We start from the raw sequence: 23707 nt of genomic DNA, 5'->3' as shown, positions 1-23707 counted from the left end.
TATGGGAATAAAACATGCTGTGTTCGGCCTGCTGGGTGCAGCCTTGATGCTGGCCGGCTGTGATCAAAACGCGCCGCCGGCCAACACGAAAGAAACCGTGCGTCCGGCGCAAATCATGCAGGTGGGCGCAGGCTCCGGCGACAGCAGCCTGCGTTTTCCGGGCCGGGTGCGGGCAGTGCAGCGGGCCGAGCTTGCCTTTAACGTGCCCGGTCGCATTGTGGAGCTGCCGGTGCGGGAAGGTCAGCGGGTGGAGCAGGGCACCCTGGTGGCCCGGCTCGACGGCGAAAACTACCAGATCCGGCTCAACTCCGCCGAAGCCGAGTACAACAAGGCCCGCACCGACTATAACCGGGTCAACCGTATCTGGCAGCAGAGCCAGGCGGTGGCCCGGGCGGAAGTGGATCAGAAGCGCACCGCCATGGAAGTGGCTCGGGCCGGTTATCTGGCCGCTAAAAAGGACATGGACGACACACGGCTGCTGGCCCCGTTCGATGGTGTGATCACCCGTCGCCAGGTGGAAAACTTCAGCAATGTGCAGGCCAAGCAGCCGGTGCTGAGCCTGCAGGACACGCAAAATCTGGAAATTGTGATCAGCGTACCCGAGCGGGTGGTGCGTACCGCTCCGAGGCAGGTGGAAGGCCTGGCGGTGTTTGCCGACAGGCCCGAGCAACCCCTGCCGGTGCGGCTGAAGTCGTTTTCTGCCGAGGCGGATCCGCAAACCCAGAGTTATGAAGCCGTGCTGGCGCTTACCGCCGAGCCCGGCTTTATCCTGTTGCCGGGCATGTCGGTAGAAATCATGCCCAACGCCATGGAGCAGGATCCGGCTGGTCCGGTGACTATTCCGCTGCGGGCGGTGGTGGCCGGACCCGATGGCAGCACCAGCGTGTGGAAGGTAACCCCCGAGAGCGAGCGGGTGGAGCGCCAGCCGGTCACCCTGGGCCCCATTCAGGGCGATAACGTGGTGGTGAACGCGGGTCTTAACGTAGGCGAGCGCATTGTGACCGCCGGTGTCAGCCAGTTGCGGGAAGGCACCAGAGTGCGCCCCATGCCATCCACTCCCTGAACAAGGATATCTGCGTGAATATTGCCGAACATACCCTTGCCAGGCGCACCATTGCCTGGATGGCCTGCCTGCTGGTGCTGGTGGGCGGTTACATCAGTTACCAGAGCCTGGGCCGGTTTGAAGACCCGGAGTTTGTTATTCGTCAGGCGGTGATCTCCACTCCTTATCCCGGTGCCCTGCCCGAGCAGGTGGCGGAAGAGGTCACCGAAGTTATTGAAGAAGCTGTACAGCAATTGCAGGAGCTGAAGGAAGTGACTTCGGTGTCGCGCATGGGCGACTCCCTGGTTAAGGTGGATATCGACATGCGCTTTGCTCACAGCGCCCGGGAGCTGGAGCAGGTGTGGGACAAGCTCAGGCGCAAGGTCAACGACGCCCAGCGCAAGCTGCCGCCGGGAGCGGGGCCGTCCGTGGTGAACGACGACTTTGGCGATGTGTATGCGCTGTTTTTTGCGGTGACCGGCGAAGGCTTTACCCTGCAGCAGGTTAAAGACTATCTGCGCGGGCTGGAGCGGGAGCTGCTGCAGGTGCCGGGGGTGGCCAGAATCGCCACTCTCGGGGCGCCTCAGGAAGCCATTTATCTGGAAATTTCTGCCGCACAGGCCGCTCGCCTGGGTGTGCCCCTTGGCAATATTTATCAGGCCCTGCGCCAGCAAAACGTGATAAGCGACGCCGGTAATCTGCAGATTGGCCCCCAGCGGGTGTATTTCAGCCCCACGGGGCAGGCCGACTCGGTGGCCGCCCTGGGTAATCTTGCCATTACTTCTCAGGGTGGCCACCGGGTGGTGTTCCTGAAGGATCTGGCCACCATTACCCGGGCCGAGAGCGAACCGCCTTACGCGCTGATGAAATATGACGGTCAGCCCGCCATTGGTCTGGGCATCTCCCAGGTGGCCGGCGGCAACGTGGTGAATATGGGCGACGCGGTGCGGGCCCGGCTGGCCGAGCTGGACAGCGAGCGGCCCATTGGCATGGAGCTCAATGAAGTCTCCTACCAGTCCGACTCGGTGCGCGAGGCGGTAAACGGCTTTGTGGCTAACCTGGTGGCGGCGGTGGCCATAGTAGTGCTGGTACTGGTGCTGTTTATGGGGCTGCGCAGCGGCATTATTGTCGGCGCCGTGCTGCTGCTCACCGTGGCCGGCACCCTGATTGCCATGAAGCTCGATGGTATCGCCATGCAGCGGGTGTCTTTGGGGGCCTTGATCATTGCCCTGGGCATGCTGGTGGATAACGCCATTGTGGTCACCGACGGCATTCTGGTGCGCATGCAAAGGGGCGAGCGGGCCGACCAGGCAGCGGCCGCCGTAGTGCAGGCCACCCAGTGGCCACTGCTTGGCGGTACCGCCGTGGGTATTCTGGCGTTCAGCGCCATTGGCCTGTCGCCCACCGACATGGGGGAATATGCCGGCTCGCTGTTCTGGGTGATCCTTTATTCCATGCTGCTCAGCTGGCTGTTTGCGGTCACGCTTACGCCGCTGCTGTGTGTGGCGCTGCTGAAGGTGTCGCCAACCGCAGAAAACAGCCCCGAGTCGGGCGTGCTGGTGCGCTATCGCGGCCTGTTGCGCTCGGCGCTGCATCACAGGGCCATTACCGGTGGCCTGCTGCTGGTGCTGCTGGCCGCCGCCATCTTTGGCTTTAAATGGGTGCAGCCCGGCTTTATGCCCGAGTCGGCCCGGCCCCAGTTTGTGGTGGACATGTATCTCCCCCAGGGCACGGATATTCGGGAAACCGAAGCGGAGCTGGCACGGATGGGGGATTTTGTTCAGCAGCAGGACGGGGTGATTCATGTGACCAGCTTTATCGGTCAGGGCGGCCTGCGCTTTATGCTCACCTACGGGCCGGAAGATCCCAACACCAGTTACGGCCAGTTGCTGGTGGACGTGGACGATCCCACGCAAATTGCCGGCATGGTGGCGAGTTTGCAGCAGCAGTTGTCTGAACGTCATCCGCTGGCGGATATCAAGGTATGGAAGTTCATGCTGGGCCGGGGCGGCGGCAAAAAGATAGAAGCCGCCTTTATGGGGCCGGAGCCGGCGGTGCTGCGCCAACTGGCAGAAGAGGCCAAGGCCATTATGGCCCAGGATGAGGGTGCCATTGCCATTCAGGACAACTGGCGTGAAAAGGTACCGGTATTACGTCCTGTGGTGGACGAAGTGGCCGCCCGCCGCGCCGGACTGACCCTCACCGACATCAGCCTGGCCATTAATCGCGCCTTCAGCGGCGAGCGCATTGGCGTGTACCGTGAAAGGGACCAGCTCATTCCCATTATTTCCCGGGCGCCAGCGGCCGAGCGTGCCAGTGCCGACATGGTAGAAAACGTGCAGGTGTACAGTCCCGCCGCCAAACAGTATGTGCCGGTGAGCCAGTTGGTCACAGCGGTGCAGCTGGAATGGGTGGATGCCATTATTCGCCGGGTGGACCGCTTCCCCACCATCAAGGCCCAGGCCGACCCGTTGCCCGGTGAGCTGTCCGGGCCGCTGCTGGAGCGGCTGCGGCCCGAGATTGAAGCCATGACGCTGCCCCCCGGTTACCGGCTGGAATGGCATGGGGAAGATAAAGCTTCAAAAGAAGCCAACGAAGGACTGACCCTGTCGGCGCCTTATGGCTTCAGTGCCATGATCCTGGCGGTGGTGGTGATGTTTAATGCCCTGCGTCAGCCATTGGTGATCTGGCTCACCGCGCCCCTGGCCATTATTGGCGTGACCCTGGGGTTGGTGCTGTTTCAGGTGCCGTTTGAGTTTATGGCCATACTGGGGCTGCTCAGTCTGATCGGCATGCTGGTGAAAAACGCCATCGTGCTGGTGGATCAGGCAGATGCGGAAATAACAGGAGGCAAGCCGGGCTTTACCGCCGTGGTGGACGCCGCCGTCAGCCGGGCCCGGCCGGTGTTTCTCGGGGCACTCACCACCATACTGGGGGTGGCGCCGCTACTGATGGATCCCTTCTTCAAGAGCATGGCGGTCACCATCATGTTCGGTCTGGCCTTTGCCACCGTGCTTACCCTGGTGGTGGTGCCGCTGCTGTATGTGGTGATCTTTCGCATAAAGCCGGTCTGAGCGCTGGATCACTGACAAAGCGCCCGCCCGGCAAGGAGCGGGCGTTTTTTATGGCTCCTTATCGCCCACCTTGCAGCCTGCACCACTGGAAAATATACTGTTTATATATACAGTATTTTGGCGGGGTGAATATGGCAACTCTCATGAGGCCCTTGCAGGTCCATTGGCATTCCTTGCTGCCGCTGCTGGCGGATCGGGTCTCCTGTGGCTTTCCCAGTCCGGCTCAGGATTACGTGGAGCAGGGCATTGATCTCAACGATTACTGCATTCGCCATCCGGCGGCTACCTATCTGGTGCAGGCCGCCGGCGACAGCATGATCAATGCCGGTATTTATCCCGGTGATCTGCTGGTGGTGGATCGCAGCCTGGAGGCCACCCATGGCCGTATTGTCATTGCCTGCGTGAACGGTGAAATGACCTGCAAGCGGCTGGAGCTGCACCCCGTGGTGCGGCTGGTGGCGGAAAACCCACACTATGCGCCACTGGTGCCGGGTGAGGGCACCAGCCTGGAGGTTTTCGGCGTGGTCACCAGCGTGGTGCGCAGGCTGGCGCCATGAGCCCCCTGTTTGCGCTGGTGGACTGCAACAACTTTTACGCTTCCTGCGAGCGGCTGTTTCGCCCGGATCTGACCGGCCGGCCCATAGTGGTGCTGTCGAATAACGACGGCTGTGTGGTGGCCCGCAGTGCCGAAGCCAAGGCCCTTGGCATTCCTATGGGCACGCCCTGGTTCAAGGTGAAAGCCCGGTTTGAACGCGCCGGCGGCGTGGCCTTTTCCAGCAATTATGCCCTCTATGCGGATATCTCTGCCCGAGTGATGCACACCCTGGAGCAGCTGGCCCCGCGGGTGGAGGTGTATTCCATCGACGAGGCTTTTCTTGATCTGGCCGGCATTCGAACACCGGCCGCCCTGGGCCGTGATATTCGCGAAACCGTGCAGCGCTGGACCGGCATTACGGTCGGCGTGGGCATGGCGCCGAGTAAAACCCTGGCCAAGCTTGCCAATTACGCCGCCAAGCGCTGGCCCGCCACCGGTGGCGTGGTGGAGCTGACCTGCCCACAGCGTCGGCTGCGGCTGTTACAACGCGTGCCGGTAAGCGAGGTATGGGGCATTGGTCCGCGGCTGTCCCGTCAGTTGCAGGCGCTCGGTATTCACACCGGCTGGCAGCTGGCCAGGGCCAATACCAAGGTCATGGGCCGGCGCTTTTCCGTGGTCATGGAGCGCACCATCTGCGAGCTGAACGGCGAAAGCTGCCTGGCGCTGCACCAGCTGCCCGAGTCCAAACAGCAGATCATCAGCTCCCGCAGCTTTGGCGAGCGGGTAAGCGAGTGGCAGCCGCTGCGGGAAGCGGTCAGCAAATATGCCGCCCGGGCGGCGGAAAAACTGAGGGAGCAGCAGCAATACTGCCGGCTGGTGCGGGTGTCGGTGCGCACCAGCCCCTTTGCCACGCGCGAGCCGTTTTATGGCAACAGCGCCATGGTGACGCTGCCGGTGCCCAGCCACGACAGTCGAGAGCTGGTGCGAGCAGCCTGTCACTGTCTGCAGCAGATCTGGCGGCCCGGCCTTGCCTACCAGAAGGTGGCGGTTATGCTCACCGACTTCTGGCCGCCGGGCAGCTTTCAGCCGGAGCTGTTTGAGGTACATGAGCCCAAGCCTCACAGCCGGCCCCTGATGCGAGTGATGGACCGCATCAACCGCACCGGCAAGGGTCGCGTGTTCCTCGCCGCCGAAGGCATTCAGCAGGGCTGGCAAATGAAACGGGCCTTGCTGTCGCCGGCCTACACCACCCGTATCAGCGATCTGCCCCGAGTATATTGAGCCCGGGATGAAGAAAGCCGGCTCAAGGTTTTCCACAAAACCAATACGTGCGAAGATGCGCCCCGTGTTTTTGCTGTGACCTTAAAAGAAAAGGCCTTTTGCTCATGCTGCTGATGATCGATAATCGACATTCTAGTCCATCGGTGTCTATTAAAGTCTCTCAGTAAATCACTAAATCATTAAATATCAGTGCTTTAGCTCCATTTTCGGTTTTTGGCGTCTATTGCCATCCATGAAAATTGCGGGTATCGTTGCGGGTATCGAAATCAGGATACCCGCATTATGCCGCTGACCGATGCCAAAGTTCGTAACACCAAGCCTGCCAGCAAACCTCAGAAGCTGGCCGATGGACAGGGTCTCTACCTGGAGGTTAGACCTTCGGGATCCAAGCTGTGGCGGTATCGTTACCGCATTGCCGGTAAAGAGAATGTCTTTGCCATTGGCGAGTACCCAACCCTGAGCCTGGCTGGCGCACGTACCGCGCATGACAAGGCGAGAGCCCTGGTCAAGCAAGGGCTCCACCCGTCACACCAACGACAAGCGGAACGGCTGGCGAACCAGGCAGCGAATGCCAGTACCTTTGAATCGCTGGCGCGAGAGTGGATAGACAAGAAATCTCCCGGCTGGACGCCTTACTACCAACGTCAGGTTGAGCGCTTTATGGCGGCAGATGTGTTTCCCTATATCGGAAAGCTTCCCATTCGCAATGTGGCGGCAGCCCACCTGCTGGAAATTATTCGGCGAGTAGAAGAACGGGGAGCGGAAACCGTGGCCCTGCTGATCCGGCAGTGGTCGTCTGCCATCTTCCGTTACGCTGTTGCCACTTTGCGTGCTGACCACGATCCTGCCGCCGCTCTGAAGGACGCAATTCACCGTCCCAAGGTTGAGCACCGCAAACCCCTCACTCGAGAGCAGATTGTTCAGTTCATCAAGGCACTGGACGGGTATGGTGGCTACAGAACCACAGTGATAGCACTGCGGCTGATGCTGCTGACTTTTGTGCGCACTGTAGAGCTGCGTAAAGCAGAATGGCACGAGTTTGACCTGGAGCGGGCCGAATGGCGGATCCCGGCTGAAAAAATGAAGATGCGCCAGCCTCACATAGTGCCGCTTTCCCGCCAGGCGGTTGAGCTGCTGCAAGAGCTGCATACCTTCACCGGTGGCCGACCGTTGCTGTTTCCCAATCTGCGTAACCCGGATACTTACATGACTGCAACCACGCTGAACCGAGCCCTGGAGCGTATGGGATTCAGCGGCAAGGGCAGCATTGGCTTCTCGGCTCACGGCTTTCGGGCCACTGCCTCTACCATGCTGAACGAAATGGGCTACCGTTCGGATTTAATAGAGCGCCAGCTGGCGCACGCCGAGCGCAACAAGGTAAGGGCCAGCTACAACCAGGCCCAGTATCTGGACGAACGGAAAGCCATGATGCAGGAGTGGGCAGATTTGATAGATGAGCTTACGCAAACAAGGGATGGATAAACCTCAAATATACAGAAGGTCTTGTACTGCCTAGCAATATACATTTGGCTCCAATCCATGTAGGGTGTTTTATGAACAGCGATCTTAGCTGGAGAGCACAGGAGCGTGTAGCTGATGGCGGCCAGGGAATGTTCATATCAACACTTTTATCTTTCGCAGATCAATCGCGCTTTGGCAGGTGGATCAACACTTGCAGGTTTAATTGAAGTCAATGGGCCCACAGGGCTGGGTAAAACCTCAGCACTTTTCAAGCCCAGTCCAGAAAAGGTTTCATCTGTTCTCAGTTACCTTAAAGCGAAAGGGCTACAAGGGATTTTCGTAACACATCGCTGGAATATCCTACATGAATTGATACGTGACGTGATAGATTGCCAGCATCCTTTAAGTGTTCTTTATTCTCGCCAAGAACAACTGTCGGCAGCTGTCTCAGGTAAACCTCTACCTCATGAATCCGTAACCACTGAGCTGCTTCCATGGCAGCAGCATATTCAATCTCTGTCAGAGGCCCAGCTGTGGGTTAATGAATTATGTCCTCTCGACGTTTTACATCGATTATGTACTACGATTGAAAATCGTGCTAATCGACTGGAGCGGATTCAGAAAAGCCAAAATCCAGATGATCTAGACCTTAAGCTTCAATTTGAACAAGAGTTAGGGCGTACTTGCAAGCAGCTAGAGAAAGCTGTGCTTCAAAATATGGCTTTTTTAGTAAAACTTAGCCAAAAAAATAATATAAAGACTAAAGGTAAACGTCGTAATAACATAGGTCTTGATAATCCAGGATTAAAAAAGCTGGAACAGTATCGTCAGCACCCTTGGATACGTAAAATATTACCAGCTATTGTCTGGAGAGATGAATATCAACCGCTTTTAGTAATGACAACTCATAAGTTTTTCAATGGGTTCTATGATGGACAACAACGAACCAGAATGGGAGACATGAACCTTGAAGGTTATGTTGTTTTCATAGATGAATTTGAGTATCAAGAACCTGTATTACTAGAGTTGTTAAGCCAGGCACAAAGGGTCCAGGAATTGCCCCAGTGCTTGGGTGTGCTGGTTGATGAGGGCAGTCGATTGATCGCTCGCTCTAGAATTGCAAATAGTAAAAATGAAGAACTTCTTAGGATATTGGATGAGCTCGAAGGTGATTTTGAAAAAACACTTCTTGCTCTTAGTGATAAAGGTATTGATTTTCCCAATCAGCGAGCATTAGTTAGGGATGACAGTTGCGAGTTTATACCACGCTATTTGTTTCGCTCAGACTATGCTATTAGTCAATCACCAACTCATTTGGAGCCTGCTCCTCATGGCCTAATGGTAGTTCAAAATCGTTCTAAAACATCAGTAACTGCAGGATTCTTCCTTGCTCAATTAGAACAGCTGTTACGTCATACTCTGATCAGATTGTCTAGATTGCCAGTTGAAGCCCAAATTGGATCTGGTCGTAGCCTGCGTGATGAGTTTATGCATCTTCTATTTAATAGTGTCAATGACTATCAGAGTGGTCACTATCATCAGAGTCTAAATAACGCAGTATTTTTAGGTGCTATTCCTAATACTAATTTACCAGAGTTAGTAGACTTAAAAAACACTAATGTTTTACCACACACTCAAGCTCATGTTCATGGTTTTAGCTGTTGGATGTTTACAGGAGCATCTGAACAACTTGATAGTTTACGTATTGTTCAAAAACGTGCACATATTCCGACAACACCAGAGGCTATTTTAGTTACACTTGCCAGTCGAAATCTAGTTTTTGGCCTCTCAGCCACGTCCATGATCGAGCGGTCTTTGGGTAACTTTGATATGAAGTGGGTATACAGTGCTTTAAATGAGATCGCACGAAAAAGGAAGGATGAAGATGGCAATCTTCCAGTTCCAATAACACCTCATGAAAATTGTATTAGAAATCAGAGTGAGCTGATTGATGTCCTGAAAAGGAAAAAAGCTAGTAAGCGATGCAATCAACTTTCTGTTGAAGTGTTTGATTTTACGAGTAAAGATGAAGCGAGTGGTAAAGATATAGCAGATTCATTAGATCATCTACCTGCTGATTTTTTTCAACATGATCGAGAGACTATTCCTGATTCTACTAAGGAACATCGTCGTAACTGCCTGCACGCTATGCTAGAAATTATGAATATTGCCTCAAGTAATAATAAGCATAAAGGGCATTTGACATATGTTAACTCTATACATTTTTTCTGTAAATGGCTTAATGAAGAGTCAGCACATGCTAGTCGTAAGAGATTAGAATGGTTTAATGATGAGATCGATAGTAAAAATAAATGTATGATTCCATTACTAGTGGGACAATCGCCTTGGTTTAAGCCAGTAATTGTGAAAGGGCATGTTGTTATCATTTGTTTTTTGACAGCTCATAGCCAGAAAGATCCTCTTTTTTTAGAGCAATACTCAAAAGCTTTTGGGACGAATTTTAGAGTCATAATATTCACGCAGGTTGCTTCGGCAACTAATGGTATCAACCTTGATTTTGAGGTTGTGGAGAATGATCTTTTAAAGAGAACTGATTTGACCTGCCTATACCTTTATGAGGCTAGACACTTTTACTTCTCTGTTCCTGATAAAGAAGATGCAGGTGAACGTATGGCGTCAATAGGAGCTCAGATACGTAAACTTCAAAAGTTGCGTCAGTCTGCTCAGGTGTCAGAGAAAGATTACAGGCACTATATAGGCGCATTGATGCGATCAAATAAACGTGAAGTCAGTCAGTTAAATAATGCGCTGTACAAAAGTACTCCGGATTTTGTCTGTAATCTTGCTGCTGATGTACAGCAGCAAGTTGGACGTATGGAGAGGGTGTGGGATAAAACTCCAGAAACAAGGATTTATATTCAAACTGAGCTTGCGCAAACGTTAAGAAAATATGCTGATGATATTCACGGATATGGTAAACATAAAGACTTTATCAGTACACTTAATGAGGGTTTATTACAAGGCCTACAAAAAGCTAACTTCTCTGTTGATCCTTTAGCTCTAATATTTACTCCAGCTCAGCGAGGGGAAAAGATCAGAGAAATTATAGATGAATATCTTGTTGGCAATATCCGTAAGTCAAGAAAAGATAACAACAATGTTGACGTGGTATCACTACATAAAACTTGGGAGTCAATAGGCCGTGCAGCACTACGCCGAGATCTTGCATGCTCATTTACAGGGTCTGAACTAGGAGTTTTTGAAAAAGATAAGCTGACGCTTAAGGATTGGGCCTGTATTCACCTTCCTTGCGGTGCAGATCCAGAGAAAGGTGTCTGGTACTATCCAGATGGACGTTTCTTGGCTGAATCAGATTACAACGCAAGGCATTATAGGTTACAGCCTATCTATCGCTGGATAACTCATCATCATGCGATTACCACCTGGTTCAATCGGCATGGTTATGTGACAAGTGAGGCTGTGGCCAGTGGTCTTGAGACTCAGTATCTATTTCATCCAGATTTTGCACAAAGAATTTTACAAGGGAGAATTGGAGAAGAGAGTATTAGGGCGCTTCTTGATGAAGAAGGAATTACTAGTACTACAGAGCTGTTGCACAATAATACTCTTGAACTATATGACTTTAATATTTCCGGAACACCACTGTTTATTGATGCTAAATATTGGGGGATGGATACACAAAGAGAGGCAGATATAGCCTTTCAGAATGCAATCCAAGAGCAGACAGGTAGCCAAATATTTTCACTTTCTGATAAGGTAAAAGAGCTGCGCCGGCTTATTTCATCTGAAGCAAAGATTGTAATTTTAAACCTAGTTGGTTCTGATGGTAATGCGACTCTTAAAAGCTTTGATTTGAAAATGTCACCCGTAGGATTTAGTGATGCATCTATTTTTGTGCTTTCGAGTTGTTTGGATCCTTATTCCCCCGATGTTACTACTCCTGGTTTTATTGGTTTGTGCGAGCTTATTCGTCAATTTAAATCACGTAGTTCCCTACTAAATTAAGGAAGGCTTCATGGCAGAGTTAAAAACATCTTTTTTAACTTATCAGGATGATAATATTAATTCTACGTTGGCTGGTAAGTTAGTTGTGTATCGCTATCCGCTCACCATGAGTAGAATGAAGTGGTGGCAATGGCGAGAATGTCTTGATGAGCAGTTGTCAGAAAGTTCATACCCTTACTACATGTATAATAAAAATTTATATGTTGCGCTACCTGATGAAAGCCATGTGTTACCACGGATTCAGACTCAAGATAAAACCTTTTTGGTGGCCGAGAAAGTAGAGTATCTGCCTGAACTTAATCCTGTATGGTTGAAATTGATTCTGCGCCAAGTTGGCCATCAGGTAGGACAGACTCGAGGTTATCGAGCGCTAGGTAAACCATTGCTTAAGCTTAATGAATGGGGTGGTGATAATCCTGGTATCGAAGCAATTGATATAGAGGGTGCAGTTCGTCAGCGGAAAGACAAAAATACAACAGAGGTAAAAATAACATTTAGTAATGTAAGTCTTAGGAAACTTAAAGTTGAATCACCCAGAACAGGGAAGCTTTGGTTACGAGACCAAGATGGTTGGCTTGGACGTTGGTTTCCTGGAAATGAAGAGCTAGGAGAGTTATATCAAGAAATTAAAAAATCTAAAGGTATTCGTAAACAGCGTCCATTTATTGACTTGAAGTCACCTGAGGGCTTAAAGACTAGTAGGAGTTATTTTATTCAGCAGTTTGTATCTGCATATGTTAAGTCAGCCCATGATTATGGATTTTATCTGGATAATGAAGTGCTTCATCTTGATAAATATCCTAGCACGCATAAGCCAGATAAAAAAAGACGCTTGAAATCTTTGCCTTTGGAAAAATTTCCGATTACTTTAATTGATGCCCGTGAAAACTTAGATTCCCCTATTTCTGAAGTGAAAAAGTGGTTCGTGAAGTTATTAGAGGATGAAGGGCTTAATATCAAGATTGATTTATTCTCTAATCAACCAGTTAATCTTCAAGAATTAAAGTTGAAGCCGTGCCAACGTTATTTAGTTGTGCTAGATCAGGGGAAAGGGTTGCCACAAGACCCTTATGAAATCACTCGCAATTTTTCTGATGATTGTATAGTTCAACATATCATTCTTAATCCCTATGAGTTGGATGATGATTTTGTTGTCGAACAGTGGTTTATTCGTGACGATGAAGATAATATTACTCAGGTTTTTGATGATTACTTCGATTATACATTTGAACAGATAACTGAGTTTAAGTCTATTGTCTCTTTAAAGCTGGTAGTAGCGGTTAAAGAATTGCATTTCAAGCAACTTATGCGGGATCCAGCAGCTACTGTTACTGACTACTTGCCTAATCACAATGAGTTGCTCAAAGATCTTACTCTAATATCTGAAGGTTATCTTTTTACTTTGTCAAAGGACAAACCCGTTGTTGTAGAATTTTCTCTCTCTGACCCTATTGTGGTTAAGGAACTAGATGGTTTGTTAGAACGTCATGATATAAATTGTAAGAAGCTAATTGGTGAAATTGTTAACAATTGGCCTTATGGATATACACCTGAAGAAGAAATAAGAAAGGATGTTGATGGTTTTTTGAAACGACAGGTTGTTCTTTTTATTGGTAAAGAACGAGTGCTTTTACAAAGCCCGGGAAACCATACTCCTATACTTACTCCAGATGGCTTGGGAGAAGTGATGCCATTACTTGAGGGGAGGAAAAGTATGTATCCGGTGAGCAGCTGGTTATTACCTGCTGACTATGATTGTTGGATAAATGAAGACAATGTTAGAACATTGCTTTCATTGCCAAAAGAAGATTGCGATCGTATTGATAAATTATTGAAATGCCTACCTGAACTTTGCAAATGTTGGCAGCAGACAGTGTACGATCATTTTTCACTTGGCCGTGTTGCTTATAATAGGTTAAGAAAGGAATTTAACTCTAGAGCCTCCGATTTAATTGGAGGGGATAAAAAGGTAATGGGGCAATGGTGGATACTATTATCATCTTTTATTGAACGTCCGGTGTATGATCCCCGTACTTGGTTGAGGAAAATACCTGGTCTTACTGGTTTATGGTTTGATGCTGAAAAAGGTTATTACTTAGTAGGAGATTTGAATAATTTGAATTTGACAATTAATCGCCAGCCAAGTATTTATAGATGGCATGCGTTACGAGGTGATTCAAGCCCTGAAGTGATAATGCCACTCCTCGACGTTGATTTTATTCGTATCGGCAGGTTTGCTGGCAGAGTATTCCCAAGTATTTTTATTCGCAGCTATCGAGATTATGAGGAGTGAATTTACTAAATTAATATTTAGTTGCAAGCGTGGTTTTTGATTAATACTAAATTAAGGGAGTTAGGGATGCGTCGTTCAGCTTTTGTTTCTTTGTTTTTTTTAAGTAATGTAGCATTTGCAGATGTTGAAAGTTGTTTAGATGATAAGATAAGTGCTCACAGGGAAGTAGTTGGCGAAGAAGCACCAATAAGTTATGGAATGTTATCTGAGTGGGAGGCTGAATGTGAAGGAGGTTCTTCATCGTCTAAGTCTAATATAACTTCCTCATCTATCAACGTATCTTCTAGTTTGGAGCCAAACCGCTATGGAGGTCAAAGTCACTATCTTCTGATACAAGGAAGAGAAGATTTAGTGACTATAAATGGCGTAAGAGTAAATAGAGGTAATTGCCCTATCTACGATATTAGAAATGTGGGAGACACAAAGAGAATATTTCCGATGAAGTTGGGGTTCGGGCAAACCGGAAAGGTTTTGATAAGACATGGTTGTGACATATTAGAAGCTGAGATTAATGTTGATGGTGTGGTTTTATCATACAGATGGAATTGATTTTAGTTTTTCATGTGGTTTGATTTCACTGGCTTTATAAAGGTGGAGTTCACAACCAATCACTTTTTTGATCCAGGCTTTTGTGTGGGTGAGGCAAAGTTGTCCAGGAACTCACCTACACATGAATACATTATAAAGTAGTGACGCTCATCGATCATCTCCCTATGCCCCTGGTCGCCACGCCACATTGTGTTAGAGCTCGGCTGAAAATGCGGGCCACCCGATATGTTCAAACCTTGGAGTAGGGAAGTGCTGTACATGGCCAGCTGACGGTCCAGGTAGGGCAGTGTTTCAGCTAGTTGAGCCGTCTTGTTGACTCCTGGTTAGGAACCTTTTGAATCTTCGAGAGCATATCATCGACCTCGACGACCGGGAAAAGGTAAACTACCGGTTTGATTGCTGACTGTGTAATGAGGGAAGGCGTGAAGTTAACCAAACTAACTCTGCAAAATTACCGCCGATTTGAAGATTTTGAGATCACGTTCCATCCCGAGTTGACAGTGATCGCCGCACGTAATGGCCAGGGGAAAACAACGGCTCTGGAAGCCATTGCTGCTGCTCTGGGGCCCTTTGTGGGTGCCTTTGACATGGGCAAGTCACAGCAGATAGCACGCACCGATGCCCGTTTCAGTGTGGTCGGTAACGGCTTTGAGAACGAGCAAAACTTCCCCGTGGTTATTCAGGCCGAAGCCGATGAGCCCGCCATACAGTGGCAGAGAGCGCTGAATAGCCCTAAAGGCCGCACCACGACCAAAGAGGCCGCACCACTGGCCGACTGGGGCAAGCAGCTTCAGTCTGAGATACGGGATGACCCCAACACCGAGTTGCCGGTGGTGGCTTACTACCCGTCAAGCCGCCTATGGGTGAATCATAAGGACGTCTCGGGCAAGTCGGTTATCAGTGGTAGCCGCAGCCTGGGCTATGAAGACTGCCTAACCTCATCTTCCAGCTTTAAACAAATGCAGAAGTGGGTTCAGGACGCCACCCGTTCGGCCCAGCAGGAAACCGAGTTTAAAGGCTATCAAAAGTCCAACTTAAAGCCCCGGCTGGATGGTATACAACGTGCTGTAAACCAGGCCATGCAAGATGAGGGCTGGAGCGAGTTTCACTACAGCTTTGCTCATGGCGAGCTGGTGATGTGGCATGTGGATCATGGCCTGTTGCCGGTGAGTTTGTTGAGTGACGGTGTTCGCGCCATGATCTCTCTGGTGGCAGATATCGCGTTTCGTTGTGCTCGCCTAAACGGTCATTTAAATGAGCAAGCACCTGAGTTGACGCCAGGTATTGTGCTGATCGATGAAGTGGACTTACACCTGCATCCGGCCTGGCAGCAACGTGTGATTAACTCGTTGCGTAGTGCCTTTCCGAACATACAGTTCATTGTGAGTACTCATAGCCCACAAGTACTGTCGTCAGTTCACAAAGAGAGTATCCGTACCATTGGGCGTAACGCCGATGGCAAGTTTGTTGCTGAGATCCCCCTTGCCCGGAGTTATGGTGAAATAAGCAGTGATGTGCTGGAAACCATTATGTTGGTTGACCCTTACCCGCCTATTGCCGAAAGAAAAGATCTGAATAGGTTAGTAGAGCTGGTTGATCAGGGATACTACCAAACACAAGAAGCCGACTCACTCTTTAAAAAGCTCGCTGCTTCTTTGGGAGAGAACCACCCTGCCTTGGTGCGTTTGCAACGCAGTATCCAAAGGCAAGAGGTGCTGAAAAAGTGAAAACAATCATCAAGCGGGGAGTGCATCATCGCTTGCTTGAAAAGGCAAACGAGCGGCCTCCAAAAGACGGTGAGGAAGCTGCAAAACGCTGGAGTGGACTGAAAGAAAAAGGAAAGTTGCAGCAGCTTTTGCTGAATGAACAGTTCCTGCTTTGCTGCTATTCCGAGATTCGTGCTGATCTTGAAGGCATTGGCTACCACATTGAGCACATCAAGCCCAAAAGCCAGTATCCAAAGAGCACCTTCGATTATCACAACCTGGCGGCGAGTGCCATACACAGCGAGAAGCTTGCTCAACTGGAAGATGTGTTTGGTGGCCATGCCAAGCTGAGCAATTATGACGAGGAACGGTTCGTTTCGTGCCTGGACTCTGACTGCGCGAGTTACTTCAAGTATCTGTCTGATGGCCGTGTTGTTCCCTCTGCAACGCTAAGTGCCCCTGATACAGATAAAGCGGAATACACCATTGACCTGCTGAACCTTAACAGCTCTTTTCTGGTAAATCGGCGAAGAGCCTGGTGGAGTGAACTGGATGAGCTTGTGCAGGAACACCTTGATAACGATATGGATTTGCATTATCTAGCTTCTATAGACCTTATTCCTACGAACAATGCCTTGAGCCCATTTTTCAGCCTCACACGGCAGTTTTTTTCCAATGTGGCTGAAGAAGTTCTGAAGAAAAATCATTCTGCTTTGTGAGCCATGAATAAGCAGAAAACGTATAAAAAAGAGCCCTCATGTGTATGATGGCTCTTTTTATTTTATTGCTGATTGAAAGGTTATTGCCGTCAGCTGGTTACTTTTTTAATTAGATCACGAATGGCCTCTACCCCATCCTGCTCAAAAAGAATATGCCAGTCCTTTAGCTGCTGTTCCGTTACCAGCTGGCCCTGGTCATCCCGCCAGTCACCCAGCAGTGTGGCCTGGGGAGTGTTGGAGATCAGGAAGGCGTCCAGTTGAATACTGGAGTCGGCCAGTTTTTCTTCTATTTCCTTGATGGCTTTATGGAACTTCACCTTGGGGCTTTGTGGTTTATGATTACGCAGTCCTTTGGGATCGACAAATATTACATGCTGCTTGCCGTCTTTAACCAGCCAGAGAATAAAGTCCGGATAAAAACCACCATCAACAAATACACCTACGGCACCCTGTCCGGTCTGGTTTCTGAGCAGGTACAACTCGTAACCATTAAACAGTTTTTGTTCCCATGCTGATTGCAGATCCTTAACGAACTGGGCTTCTCCTTTATTTAAAGAAACAGGGCTGATCTGAAAATCGAAACCTTGAGTTGCAGCAACCAGTGGTTGATAAAAGTGGCGTTCACACCAGAGGAATTCCAGTCCATCCAGTATTTTGTTTTTCCACTTATCAATGTTACCTGCAAGCAGATTTCCTCTCAGGTTTTCCAGTTGCTTGATCAGTGACTCATGACGCAATGAGTCCAGGGTCAGGGTGTAACTGCCTTCGGGCGATGTGTCGGTAATACCAAACAGGTATTTGTTGTTTTCGGTAATGGGACGGTATTCCAGCTTGTCGGCTTCCCATTGCTTGCGACGATAACCGTAGAACATTTCGCAGTATTTACGCAGCAAGGCAATGGCCATTTCGTGCCACAGCGTGATTTTATCCAGTTCGCCAAGCTCCATGACCTGATCCGGCGCATAGAGCTCATACCAACCACTTTCAGACAGCAGAGCGATGATTTGCTCCTGAGATATGGTCAGGTTGGACCAACGGCGATCCCGCTTGAAGGCCAGCAACTCAAAATAGAGGGCTTCGGTATCCATCAGTGCCAGATGCATGGCAGTAAATCGCTGGGTACTACGCTTTACCAGTTGTTCGCCGGTATTGTCGGTCGAAAAGGCAGCCACCCTGGGATAAAAGTCCAGCTGAACACGGGGCGAATCGCAGAAATAATCATAAGCGCCTGTTTCGCCCTGTGCTAAAAAATAGCTGGGTGGCAGCAGTTCTACCTGCTCTGCCAGCTCCAGAAATGCAGATCCGGCACCACCAATGGCCTTGCCGGCCACCGAGGGTTTAATGCGAATCACCGGCAGGTTGTTCGGCAGGTTTTTCATGGGAACCAACGGCAGCTCGTATTCAATCAGGCCATGGTTAACCGGAATTTCTTCGTCTTCCAGCTCCTTGCGGAACTGAGCAATGTAATCGGCCTTGATGCCGAACAGGTTCAGGGTTTCAAGAATGCCAATATGGCGAGGGCGCTCCAGGCCGGCCTGTTTGAGTTCATTTACCAGCTCGGCGGAGCGTCGCAGCGTACTCTGAAAACCTTTAAGACGCACGCCTCGGCCAAATAGCTGAATAATCTGGGCACCTTCGTTCCTGCCCACGTTCATCAGCGTCATGTTGGAGACACGCCAGCTGCTCCAGCCCTCGGTAAACTTTTTCGAGCCCAGCAGCAGATTGATTCGGGACTGATCGCTGTTGATGGTGTTGAACAGCGAACTGCCAAAACGGGCATCCTGGGCAATGAGTCCGTGCTTTTCACACAGCTTTATCAGCTTGCCGTCGTCCCCAACGTTGATCACCCCAAAGGGAGTATCGGAGGCACCGGCACGCAGGGCGATTTCACCGGAAACACCGTTGATGTTTTCTATATAAAGCTGACCGCCGCTGGTGTGGAAAATCCGCTCCATAATGTCGGCATACAGCTCCGCTGCCGGCTGATCCAGCTCTTTAAGATAATTGAAGCGGCCACTCAGCAGGTTGCGACCGGCGGCCGTTTCCATCCCCTTGTTCAGCAGGTGATCAATGGCATTTATGGTGGCTTCACGCTGGCTTAATACCCGCTGAATAAACTGCAGCACCTGCACCGTGTCGGAGGCTTCGCCGCTGCTCAGGGTGGCGGTGACCTTGGAGCTGACAAACACCCATAAAGGGCGATAGAGGTTAAAGCGTTTGAACAGCTCACTGTCATCATCAAACAGGCGCAACTGTTGGTAGTAGCTGAGCAGGGAGGCAACCAGATAGCGGAATTCATCTTCGCCATCGAGGTTTTTCTCAAGGTTGAGGATCTGGGACTGTTTGCCGTAGCCGTCGCTGTAAAAGTGACGGTAGGAGTAATCGAACAAAATCGACTTGGTATAAGTCTGACGCAGATTCTCATGCTGGCCGCCCGACTGGGCGAAGGTAGCCGAGTATTCAAACGAAAAGCCATGGGCACACAGTTTTTGGCGATAGTCGTACCAGGTGCCACCGCCGCTGGCGGTGCCCCTGTGACCTTCGTCCACCAGCAGCAGGTTGTTGCCGCCAAAGCTGTCTACGGCCACGGTTTTGGCCTTTTCGCTGTCGCGCAGCTTGTTGACGTCAATCACCAGCACCGGCTTCTGGGCATAAAACATATCGCTGGTGGGGGTTATGGCGCGGCTGCTGAATTCGGCTGCCGCAATGCCGGAGATCTCAAGCTCCTGCAAATGCTGGCGGGTCAGGCCCTCATTGGGTGTCAGCAGTATGATGTTGTTAATGTCTCTGGCCTTGCCAAAGCGCTTGAGGTAATAGCGGAACTGCTGAATGTTGGCGTGCATCAGCAGGGTTTTGCCCGAGCCGGTGGCACTCCAGAAGGCAATCCGGCTTAGCTGCGGCCAGAGGTCGTCGTCCGGATTCAGCAGCGCCAGCGGCTTGTGATTGTAGTCCTTTTCATCCAGCCAGTGCTGGTTCCAGCGCTGAATTTGCTCATTCAGCTCGGTCAGCAGTTCGTCTGGTCGGGTAAAGAAATAGTCCAGATAAATTTCGGTAAACAGCAGCGTAAGATACTGAAAATACTTCCATTCCAGCTCTGTTTCACCGGCGCTCAGGCGTGACTGGTTGATCTTGTCGGTGAGCTGCTTGATGTGGCGATCGTAGTCCAGCAACTGCTCTTCGGTCAGCTTGATGCGGTTGGTGTCTATCTGCCCGGGGCCATTATCAAAGTTCTGAATAATGGCTTCGATGATGTGGTGTATGCCGTCGCTGTTGCGGCCGGTGACATCTCCCATCAGCTGAAAGCGATCACGAAAGGCTTCCAGGGTGGCGGCTTCGCGCTGGCCGGTTTTATCTACCGGGTAACGGCCGGATACGGCGTCGAACCCGAACAGAGAAAACAGCCACTGGTTGAGCACCAGGTGGTGACGAAATTCCAGCGTATTTTTCTGGCCTTTTTTGCCGCGCACACCGCCGGCCTTGCCGGTTTTTTTAGGTTCCGTTGCCATTGTGCTCCCCTTACAGTGCGTTGCCGTCGGTGTTTGCAAACATCAGCCGGTGAAAGGCTTCTTCAATCATTTGCACTCGGGCCTCTTCCATGGGCTCGCCCCGGCGGTTTTTGGGAATGGCAATGTTGTGGTCGCCGTTTACATAGAGAATGTCTACTTCGTCATCCTGGCTGGCGGTGAGGCGAATGTTCAGTTTCTCCAGCAGCACGGCATCGAGTACGGCGTTGTCTTTCAGCAAACCCTTGTCTTCTTGTGCCAGCATGGAAGGCAGGTTGCGCCATACCACCAGTACCTTCTGGCCGGCGCGGTTAACGCCGTATACGGTGCGGAACCACCACAGCCGGCCGCGTTGGTTTTCGTCCATGGTGTTCAGTTCGGCCTGATCAATGTGCTTTACCGTGGCCTGCCAGCGACCCAGTTCGGCCTGGCTTAGGTCGGCATCAAACCACAGGGGCGGGGCAATATGCTCTACGGTCAGGCCCAGCAGGTAGTTAAAGGTTTCCAGCAAATCAACCTTAACCGCGCGGGTTTCATCACCGCCGGCGGAGCGCACATTTAGCTGATAGGCGGTGGGATCGGTAAACAGCCTGGTATTGAGCAGAGAAGCGGAGCCTCGGGTTTCCACCTCCAGCAGGTAGTTCATCACATAGCTCTGGCGGGCGGCATCCAGCGCTTCGTTATCGAACGAGTCCAGTAGCGACTGCTGGCCCATGCTGCGCTGCAGGCTCAGATTACCCAGGGCGTCTTCATAGCTTTCCAGGCGAATATACTTGAAGCAATGAGATACACCGTTGAAGCCGCCATCCTCGTTTGCCACGGGAGCACCGGCTTTCCAGTTGTCGGCATAGACCACTTTCTGAATGCGGGGTTTAAGCACAGTGTCGAAGTAATCACCCATCTCCACCAGCAGGTATTTTCGCTGGCCGTTATCCTCACGGTTAAGGTCAATCACGGCATGGCCGGTGGTGCCAGAACCTGCGAAGAAATCAAGCGTTACTTCATCATTATCCATTGAATGGATAAGTATATCCTTCAGAAAGTATAATGACTTCGGTGAAGAAAAATCAGTGTTAGGTATAATATTCCTAAGGGTTTTACCACCACCGTCGGTTGAGTAGCGGCTACCAATCCAAGTGGATTTTGGTTTTGATGTCCTTACTTTTCCATCATTTTCTAAATAAATACGATAGCTACAGTTCCAGCGCACATCATCGACTTTAGAACATTCGATTATCTCGATGTTTTTTTGTACCGTATCTTTTCCCCAACGCCAGCATCCATCAGAGTTATCAGATTTCTTCGGATATATCTCAATATCATCAATATTTTTTCTTGTGATTGAAGCTGTTCTTTCTGATGGGCTCCAATATATAGGGAAAAACATATTTGGTCTTTCCTCTCTGGTGTCGGCACCACCACGCTTTCTGAGATCCCGTAAGGAGTACTTTAGGCCGTTAGAATCAGAGAGCTTATAGTCTGATATTTTATCTTCACTTAAAGGGAAACCGTTGGACTCAAAGTTTTCCTTTGCATATAAAAGAACATTTTCATGAGCAGTTGCAATGTGCTCTTTATCCTGCCTTCCTTTCCAATTGTTAACTACGGCGATGTCAGCAATAAAATCCATTTTTTCGGATTTAATGTCCATCAACTTTCTGAGGTTTGGCTGCTCTCTTCCATCAATACTTATCCATAAACAAGAATTTTCTGAATGTAATCTTGAAGACATATCAACTCTGTCTTTCAGGCATGAAAGCCAGCTTGAATGCTGATATGTATCTTTATAAGCAAAGCCGTCACCACCAGTGTTATAGGGCGGGTCAATATAGATACACTTTACCTGCTCGCGGTAGCGTTCCTGCAGCAGGTTCAGAGCCTGAAAGTTTTCGGAGTGCACCAGCAGGCCGTCGCATTGCTGATCCAGATCGTCCATGGTGGCCAGCAGTTGCGCCTTGAACTCAGGGCTAAAGTGACGGGTATCCAGCATCAGGTAGCGATATCTGGCCTGCGGCAGCAGCCCGGCCGGGCCATTTTGCTCCAGATCCTTTTGCAACTGAGCCAAATCCAGCCCGTAAAGGGTGGCCCAGTCCGCCTGCTGGGCGGGATTGTCAAACACCTGGGCAAGCAGGGTGTCGTGTTCGGACAGGCGGTCGAGGGTGAGGCAATACTGGATGTCGGTAACGAACTTCTTTTTCAGCCACAGCTTTTTCTGAAAGTTCTCCAGCTGGGCCAGAAAGGCGATGATGTTTTCGCCCAGTTTGCGGATCACTTCCACCTTGCTCAGCAGCGGTGCCAGCCGGGCCGGGTTGTGCTTGAGGGCAGCCAGGTCGTCCCAGCTGAGCAATTCATTTTTGATGTAAAAATCCAGCTCGCGGGTGAGAAAGCCGCCCAGATCCTTGTGAATAAAGTAATCGAAGCTGTTTTTCTTGGTGTAGTTGTTGAGCTGGCCCTGCAGCTGGCTGTAGTCGGCGGGCTCGCCATCGGCCTTGGTGTAGGGCAGAGCCAGTTGCTTGCGCCATTGCTCGGGCAGCTGGCTGTCTGCACTCAGCAGCCAGTTCACGGCGCTGGCCACCAGCACGCCCTGCACCGGCGGCTTCTTCTTGGCGGCGACAGTGGCCTTGCCAAATTCGGCCCGAATGGCGCTGTTGGTCTGCCAGTCATCCTGAGTGGCGGCGCGGAACACAAAGCGAATTTGCAGCTCGGTGTGCTGGTTGCCCTGTTCGTCGGGCTCGCCTTCCAGCAGCTCAAAGGGCTGGGTGTGGTCGAGTACAAATACCCGTTTGCTGCTATCACTTTCCTTGTTGTTGTTCTGGGCGCCGGCTTCGGCATCCACCAGTTTAAAATGCACCCGCATTGGGTTGGGCTCGGCGCTACTGGGATGCGGGTTCAGGCGAAAGCTGTAGTCACGCAGGGTTTCGCTGCTTTTAACGTAGTACTGATCCTTGTTGGCCCAGTGCAGTACCACTTCTTCACCCTGGTAGGGGATGGCGTAGGTGCCGTCTTTGTAAACACGGCGGGAGATAAAGTCGCCTTCGTCGTAGTAGCGGCTAAAGAAGGTCACCAGAGCATCGTAGACCTCGCCTTCTTCCCGGGCCAGATCAAAGCCGTCGCTGAGCTGGGCTTTCAGCTGTTTTACCTTGGGCAGGGTATCGGGATCCATTTCCAGCGCTTGGGCTCCCTGAATGGCTTTATCCAGTTCTTTTTGTAGCTCGGCCTTGTCACTGCTGGCAAAGTTGGCAAAGGCATCGCGGGTGAGGCGGGGCAAATCCTGTTCGATAAAGCGGTTTATATCGTCTTTGCGGGCATGCATGATGCGATACAGGCCAAAATCCAGCTCGGGCTGATTGAGCTGAAACATCTCGCGCAGCAGATGGGCAAACTTGTCCCGGCGCTGGTTGGCCTTGTGCACCTGGGTCTGGTTGGAGCTGAGTGGCTGTTGATCGTTCATGCGTTATCCCTGGGAATTATTAATATTGCGCATATTCTGCGTCAGCGAAGCACCCAAGGCTAGACACAAAAAGACAATGCCCGACAACTGCCCAAGATTTTGCCAG

General features: G+C 50.8%; 12 protein-coding genes. 10 read left to right on the top strand and 2 right to left on the bottom strand.

Annotated features, from left to right (window positions below; translation table 11 throughout):
• Nucleotide 1: 1 nt before the first annotated feature.
• The 10 genes from Q9290_RS09195 to Q9290_RS09150 all read left to right on the top strand — a co-directional run bounded on the left by Q9290_RS09195 (nucleotide 2) and on the right by Q9290_RS09150 (nucleotide 16647).
• Complete coding sequence (locus Q9290_RS09195) at nucleotides 2-1063, top strand: efflux RND transporter periplasmic adaptor subunit (protein ID WP_306079353.1); 1062 nt, start codon at nucleotides 2-4, stop codon at nucleotides 1061-1063.
• Between the two features lie 14 nt (nucleotides 1064-1077).
• On the top strand, nucleotides 1078-4116 hold the full coding sequence (locus Q9290_RS09190) for an efflux RND transporter permease subunit (RefSeq protein WP_306079352.1): 3039 nt from the start codon (nucleotides 1078-1080) through the stop codon (nucleotides 4114-4116).
• Between the two features lie 131 nt (nucleotides 4117-4247).
• The gene (gene umuD, locus Q9290_RS09185) at nucleotides 4248-4673 is read left to right on the top strand and encodes a translesion error-prone DNA polymerase V autoproteolytic subunit (RefSeq protein ID WP_306079351.1); all 426 of its coding nucleotides are present in this window, start codon (nucleotides 4248-4250) and stop codon (nucleotides 4671-4673) included.
• Complete coding sequence (gene umuC, locus Q9290_RS09180) at nucleotides 4670-5932, top strand: translesion error-prone DNA polymerase V subunit UmuC (RefSeq protein WP_371930911.1); 1263 nt, start codon at nucleotides 4670-4672, stop codon at nucleotides 5930-5932. The genes umuD and umuC overlap by 4 nt, the downstream gene beginning before the upstream one ends.
• Before the next feature lie 282 nt (nucleotides 5933-6214).
• The gene (locus Q9290_RS09175; RefSeq protein ID WP_306079350.1) at nucleotides 6215-7414 is read left to right on the top strand and encodes a tyrosine-type recombinase/integrase; all 1200 of its coding nucleotides are present in this window, start codon (nucleotides 6215-6217) and stop codon (nucleotides 7412-7414) included.
• 114 nt (nucleotides 7415-7528) lie between these two features.
• Nucleotides 7529-11380, top strand: a complete 3852-nt coding sequence (locus Q9290_RS09170; protein ID WP_306079349.1) for a hypothetical protein — start codon at nucleotides 7529-7531, stop codon at nucleotides 11378-11380.
• Between the two features lie 10 nt (nucleotides 11381-11390).
• Nucleotides 11391-13673, top strand: coding sequence for a hypothetical protein (locus tag Q9290_RS09165; RefSeq protein ID WP_306079348.1), 2283 nt, complete (start codon nucleotides 11391-11393; stop codon nucleotides 13671-13673).
• Between the two features lie 66 nt (nucleotides 13674-13739).
• On the top strand, nucleotides 13740-14222 hold the full coding sequence (locus Q9290_RS09160) for a hypothetical protein (protein ID WP_306079347.1): 483 nt from the start codon (nucleotides 13740-13742) through the stop codon (nucleotides 14220-14222).
• A gap of 422 nt (nucleotides 14223-14644) precedes the next feature.
• On the top strand, nucleotides 14645-15949 hold the full coding sequence (locus tag Q9290_RS09155; RefSeq protein WP_306079346.1) for an AAA family ATPase: 1305 nt from the start codon (nucleotides 14645-14647) through the stop codon (nucleotides 15947-15949).
• The gene (locus tag Q9290_RS09150) at nucleotides 15946-16647 is read left to right on the top strand and encodes a retron system putative HNH endonuclease (RefSeq protein WP_306079345.1); all 702 of its coding nucleotides are present in this window, start codon (nucleotides 15946-15948) and stop codon (nucleotides 16645-16647) included. The genes Q9290_RS09155 and Q9290_RS09150 overlap by 4 nt, the downstream gene beginning before the upstream one ends.
• Nucleotides 16648-16736: 89 nt before the next feature.
• On the opposite strand, the gene Q9290_RS09145 is transcribed toward Q9290_RS09150, so the two are convergent.
• Nucleotides 16737-20153, bottom strand: coding sequence for a DEAD/DEAH box helicase family protein (locus Q9290_RS09145; RefSeq protein WP_306079344.1), 3417 nt, complete (start codon nucleotides 20151-20153; stop codon nucleotides 16737-16739).
• Between the two features lie 10 nt (nucleotides 20154-20163).
• On the bottom strand, nucleotides 20164-23601 hold the full coding sequence (locus tag Q9290_RS09140) for a site-specific DNA-methyltransferase (RefSeq protein ID WP_306079343.1): 3438 nt from the start codon (nucleotides 23599-23601) through the stop codon (nucleotides 20164-20166).
• Nucleotides 23602-23707: the final 106 nt, after the last annotated feature.

The organism is Oceanimonas aquatica (assembly GCF_030732065.1).
Classification (GTDB): domain Bacteria; phylum Pseudomonadota; class Gammaproteobacteria; order Enterobacterales; family Aeromonadaceae; genus Oceanimonas.
Note: the sequence above shows the minus strand (reverse complement) of the source record. Positions and strands in the feature narration are given on the sequence as shown.

Excerpts from the sequence above, each read along its gene's own strand:
- Q9290_RS09195 (WP_306079353.1), top strand. The coding sequence starts at position 2 with ATGGGAATAAAACATGCTGTGTTCGGCCTGCTGGGTGCAGCCTTGATG.
- umuD (WP_306079351.1), top strand. The coding sequence starts at position 4,248 with ATGGCAACTCTCATGAGGCCCTTGCAGGTCCATTGGCATTCCTTGCTG.
- umuC (WP_371930911.1), top strand. The coding sequence starts at position 4,670 with ATGAGCCCCCTGTTTGCGCTGGTGGACTGCAACAACTTTTACGCTTCC.
- Q9290_RS09175 (WP_306079350.1), top strand. The coding sequence starts at position 6,215 with ATGCCGCTGACCGATGCCAAAGTTCGTAACACCAAGCCTGCCAGCAAA.
- Q9290_RS09170 (WP_306079349.1), top strand. The coding sequence starts at position 7,529 with ATGGCGGCCAGGGAATGTTCATATCAACACTTTTATCTTTCGCAGATC.
- Q9290_RS09165 (WP_306079348.1), top strand. The coding sequence starts at position 11,391 with ATGGCAGAGTTAAAAACATCTTTTTTAACTTATCAGGATGATAATATT.
- Q9290_RS09160 (WP_306079347.1), top strand. The coding sequence starts at position 13,740 with ATGCGTCGTTCAGCTTTTGTTTCTTTGTTTTTTTTAAGTAATGTAGCA.
- Q9290_RS09145 (WP_306079344.1), bottom strand. The coding sequence starts at position 20,153 with ATGGCAACGGAACCTAAAAAAACCGGCAAGGCCGGCGGTGTGCGCGGC.
- Q9290_RS09140 (WP_306079343.1), bottom strand. The coding sequence starts at position 23,601 with ATGAACGATCAACAGCCACTCAGCTCCAACCAGACCCAGGTGCACAAG.